The organism is Ferruginibacter sp. (assembly GCF_031391665.1).
Taxonomy (GTDB): domain Bacteria; phylum Bacteroidota; class Bacteroidia; order Chitinophagales; family Chitinophagaceae; genus Ferruginibacter.
The window spans coordinates 1-3,070 of the sequence record NZ_JANMUN010000199.1 but is presented as its reverse complement, the minus strand read 5'-3'; the positions used below and the strand labels follow the sequence as shown (position 1 = coordinate 3,070).

At 34.0% G+C, this 3,070-nt stretch carries 6 protein-coding genes; 3 read left to right on the top strand and 3 right to left on the bottom strand.

The window, feature by feature from the left end:
• The 3 genes from hisF to hisIE form a co-directional block, all read left to right on the top strand.
• A partial coding sequence (gene hisF / locus ACY651_RS14710; protein ID WP_462254072.1) for an imidazole glycerol phosphate synthase subunit HisF occupies nucleotides 1–484 on the top strand: 484 nt, incomplete at its 5' end.
• Nucleotides 484–702, top strand: coding sequence for a hypothetical protein (locus tag ACY651_RS14705; protein WP_462254070.1), 219 nt, complete (start codon nucleotides 484–486; stop codon nucleotides 700–702). The genes hisF and ACY651_RS14705, both read left to right, overlap by 1 nt.
• Nucleotides 656–1,291, top strand: a complete 636-nt coding sequence (hisIE, locus tag ACY651_RS14700; RefSeq protein WP_462254068.1) for a bifunctional phosphoribosyl-AMP cyclohydrolase/phosphoribosyl-ATP diphosphatase HisIE — start codon at nucleotides 656–658, stop codon at nucleotides 1,289–1,291. Before ACY651_RS14705 ends, hisIE begins: the two co-directional genes overlap by 47 nt.
• 33 nt (nucleotides 1,292–1,324) lie before the next feature.
• Here hisIE and ACY651_RS14695 read toward each other — a convergent pair whose 3' ends face one another.
• The 3 genes from ACY651_RS14695 to ACY651_RS14685 all read right to left on the bottom strand — a co-directional run.
• Nucleotides 1,325–1,612, bottom strand: a complete 288-nt coding sequence (locus tag ACY651_RS14695; protein ID WP_462254066.1) for a hypothetical protein — start codon at nucleotides 1,610–1,612, stop codon at nucleotides 1,325–1,327.
• A 383-nt stretch (nucleotides 1,613–1,995) separates the two neighbouring features.
• The gene (locus ACY651_RS14690; protein ID WP_462254064.1) at nucleotides 1,996–2,373 is read right to left on the bottom strand and encodes a DoxX family protein; all 378 of its coding nucleotides are present in this window, start codon (nucleotides 2,371–2,373) and stop codon (nucleotides 1,996–1,998) included.
• A gap of 169 nt (nucleotides 2,374–2,542) precedes the next feature.
• Nucleotides 2,543–3,070, bottom strand: a 528-nt coding sequence (locus ACY651_RS14685) for a VOC family protein (protein ID WP_462254062.1), incomplete at its 5' end; no start/stop codon positions are given.

Sequence of the window (3,070 nt, the reverse complement as noted above, 5' to 3'; positions counted from 1 at the left end):
TTTGCAAAACGGCGCCGATAAAATATCTGTCAATACAGCGGCATTTAAAAATCCGCAACTGATAAAAGATTTGAGTGATGCTTTTGGCAGCCAGTGTGTGGTGCTGGCCATTGATACAAAAAAAGAAGCTGATGGGGAGTGGTATGTTTATTTAAATGGCGGCAGAACAAAAACTGAAACAAAAACTATTGACTGGGCAAGGCAGGCCGTTAGTTTAGGTGCCGGAGAAATTTTATTAACCAGCATGAATAACGATGGTACAAAAAATGGTTTTGCTTTGGATATTACTGCAACATTATCAAATGAATTACCAGTGCCTGTAATTGCAAGCGGCGGTGCAGGAACGATGGAGCATTTTAAAAGGGTATTTGAAAATGCTAATGCAGACGCTGCACTGGCAGCAAGTATTTTTCATTACAAAGAAATTGAAATACCGGATTTGAAAAAATATTTACATCAGCAAAAAATTACTGTCCGATTGTAATGGAACGCTATTTATACATATCCCCTGCAATAGTAGCATTACTTATTTTTGTTTACATGCGTAATGTGCAGGCAAAACGGAATGACAAATTACGCCAACGATTTTGGAAACGGGAAGAAGAATTAATTCAAATGCTGGAAACTAAAAAGAATAAAACTGAAAATACTAATAATGAACAACACCATTCAAACTCCCCTTCAGGGGATGGGGGCAATTGATTTTACAAAATACGCTGACGGACTTGTGCCTGCAATAATACAGGATGCTGCAACAGGTAAAGTATTGATGCTGGGTTTTATGAATGAAGCGGCTGTTGCAAAAACACAGGAATTGCAAAAAATAACTTTCTTTAGCCGCAGCAAAAACAGGTTGTGGACCAAGGGAGAGGAGAGCGGTAATTATTTATTATTAAAAGATATTAAAGTGGATTGCGATAAAGATACTTTATTAATAAAAGCAATACCACAAGGTCCCACCTGTCACACCGGCGCCGATACCTGCTGGAATGAAAAAAACACAACCGATAATTTTTTACAGGAGCTGGAACAAATTATTGTGGACAGAAAAAATAATCCTTCTGATAAATCTTACACCAGTTCTTTATTTGCAAAAGGCATAAATAAGATTGCACAAAAAGTTGGTGAAGAAGCAGTGGAAATAGTTATTGAAGCAAAGGACGATAATAAGGAATTATTTTTAGGGGAAGCTGCCGACTTATTATTTCACTACATGATTTTACTGCAGGCAAAAGACTTTTCTCTCAATGATGTTATTGAAGTATTGAAGGAAAGGCACAGTAATAAATAAATACTATTCCGTATTACCCTTAGAATATGTTTATTAGTGGGGGTGCTTACTGTCTGCTAAAAAAACTTCCAGCCTGTCGTTACTGCTGTTATTTTTTATCCATTCATTTACCAGTTCACTGTTAATGGGTTCGTAAATATCCAGCGGTAATTCTTTTTTTGGTACCAGCATTAAATAATGCGGTTCCACATACTCGGCATGGTGGTCCATGGTAAAACCCTGCACCTGTAAATACTTATAGCCTTTTTGCTGCAAGCTGTTTATAGCTTCGGCAGTTAGTGGTTTGTGGTAGAGATAGTTGTTTTTAATTTCGTTTGTCATACAAATAGATGTTTGTATAATAACAAAGTGGGGTTTATAAAGTTTATTTTTAAAAAGAAATGTTTGTTGATTAATTTGTTGGCAGAAATGATTTTAATTAAACAATTTCACACTAACAAATGTTACAGTAAGTCAGAGGGGAGGTTTTAAGACGTTAATCAAAAAATTAAAAACTCTTTGGAATAATCAGGATGGCAGTGTTATAATTTAAAGATATCACAACAGCAGGGTTTCACAGTTACAGGTTTTACATTAAAAATTAAATAGTGTGAAAACCCTGCTGGGACAAAAGTGTTTCACAGTTTCTGGGTTTACGTTTAAAAATAAAAAGTGTAAAACCCCACCGGTACAAAAACCATTATTAATAAAATTTGCAGAAAGCTTTATTTAATCATTGGTAAATATTTGGCCCTGTTTTCTATTATTATCCAAAGATTAATTGCAAAAAGCACCAACGCTAATATAAGCCCAGATGGCGCATTAATAATATGCGTTAAAACAATACCCACCATAACCGGAAAAATAATTATGGCACCCAAAGCCCTGTATTTATTAGTAATAACCAGTATGCCACCCACAATTTCGGCGATTGCAATAAGCGGCATCAGCCAGGTTATTTGCATAAACGCCTGCATTAACTTCATCATGCTTTCGGGCATATCTTTTGGCATGGGCATGTAATTAAAAAATTTGTTTAATCCTGAATTAATAAACATTAATCCAAAAAGGAGACATACTACAAATAGAATTTTATTTTTCATAATTTTTATTTTAAATATACATTTTATTTTCGTTTGAAAGTCCTGGTTTTTTATCGAATTTACTTCGACATAAAAATTAAATTAATTCACAACACCTGCACAAGCATCTAATGTTAGCGATAAGCATTTTTGAGTTATTAATTTTGTCAATCAGCAATTGAATCATATTTTAAACTTTAGGCTCCCACAATTGAATTTTATTTCCTTCAATATCTATAATATGAAGAAATTTACCATAATCAGTATCCTCAATTTTGTCTGCAATTGTTACGCCTTCATTTTTAAGCTGCTCTGCAAGCGCTTCTAAATTCTCTACTCTGTAGTTTATCATAAAATCTTTTGTAGAAGGTGCAAAATATTTTGTGTTTTCTGCAAAAGGGTTCCACTGGGTAAGTCCCTTTTTAGTACTGTCATCAACCTCCCGCCATTCAAAGCTTGTTCCATAAGGGGTTGTGTCAAACCCAAGATGTGTTTTATACCATTCGTTAATTGCTTTTGGGTCTTTACATTTGAAGAAAATACCGCCTATTCCTGTTACTTTTTTCATTTTTGTATTTTTTTTGTTAGAGATTATTGTCTTAAAAGTAACCCTAATAGAAATGTAATTGCAATTGGTGTTATCGTCAATGGCATCCTTTTCATTGTCTATAAAATTAAATTTTTTAAGTGTTGTAATTATTTTTCGAGAATGTTTTTC

Bases quoted from the DNA above. Each gene is read 5' to 3' on its own strand.
- ACY651_RS14695 (WP_462254066.1), bottom strand. From the start codon at position 1,612: ATGACAAACGAAATTAAAAACAACTATCTCTACCACAAACCACTAACT.
- hisIE (WP_462254068.1), top strand. From the start codon at position 656: ATGAACAACACCATTCAAACTCCCCTTCAGGGGATGGGGGCAATTGAT.
- ACY651_RS14705 (WP_462254070.1), top strand. From the start codon at position 484: ATGGAACGCTATTTATACATATCCCCTGCAATAGTAGCATTACTTATT.
- ACY651_RS14690 (WP_462254064.1), bottom strand. From the start codon at position 2,373: ATGAAAAATAAAATTCTATTTGTAGTATGTCTCCTTTTTGGATTAATG.